We start from the raw sequence: 331 nt of genomic DNA on the forward strand, positions 1-331 counted from the left end.
CTTCAGGCTTTGCGGAGCGGGCTTCCAGCCATAGCCTGGGGCAGGGCGATGGCAACCGCATTGCGCAGGATCAGTCGGCCTCACCGGGGCCGCACGAGCGACGGCGTAGCATCGCCGGGAAGCGCGCGCGATGCGCGGCCAAGGCATCGGCCGAGATGGTGGTGGTCACCACCTGTTCGCGTTCGCGGATCTCCACCTGCGGCTGGCCGAGGAAGTCGATCACCCGGCGCACGCCGTCGGTGAAGCGCTGTGGCGCATCCTCGCCCACCGACTGCGGCGGCTGCCAGCCCTGCCCGGCCTCCGGCAGTGCCTGCGACGCCATGGTCACCAG

At 71.0% G+C, this 331-nt stretch carries 1 pseudogene; it reads right to left on the reverse strand.

The annotated features are described in order from the left end of the window. Nucleotides 1-70: 70 nt before the first annotated feature. Nucleotides 71-331 (reverse strand): annotated as a pseudogene (locus ABGA94_RS01700) (hypothetical protein); the annotation flags it as partial.

Origin of the sequence: Stenotrophomonas sp. 3diitr2024, assembly GCF_042136455.1 — a bacterium.
GTDB classification, from domain to species: Bacteria; Pseudomonadota; Gammaproteobacteria; order Xanthomonadales; family Xanthomonadaceae; genus Stenotrophomonas; species Stenotrophomonas sepilia.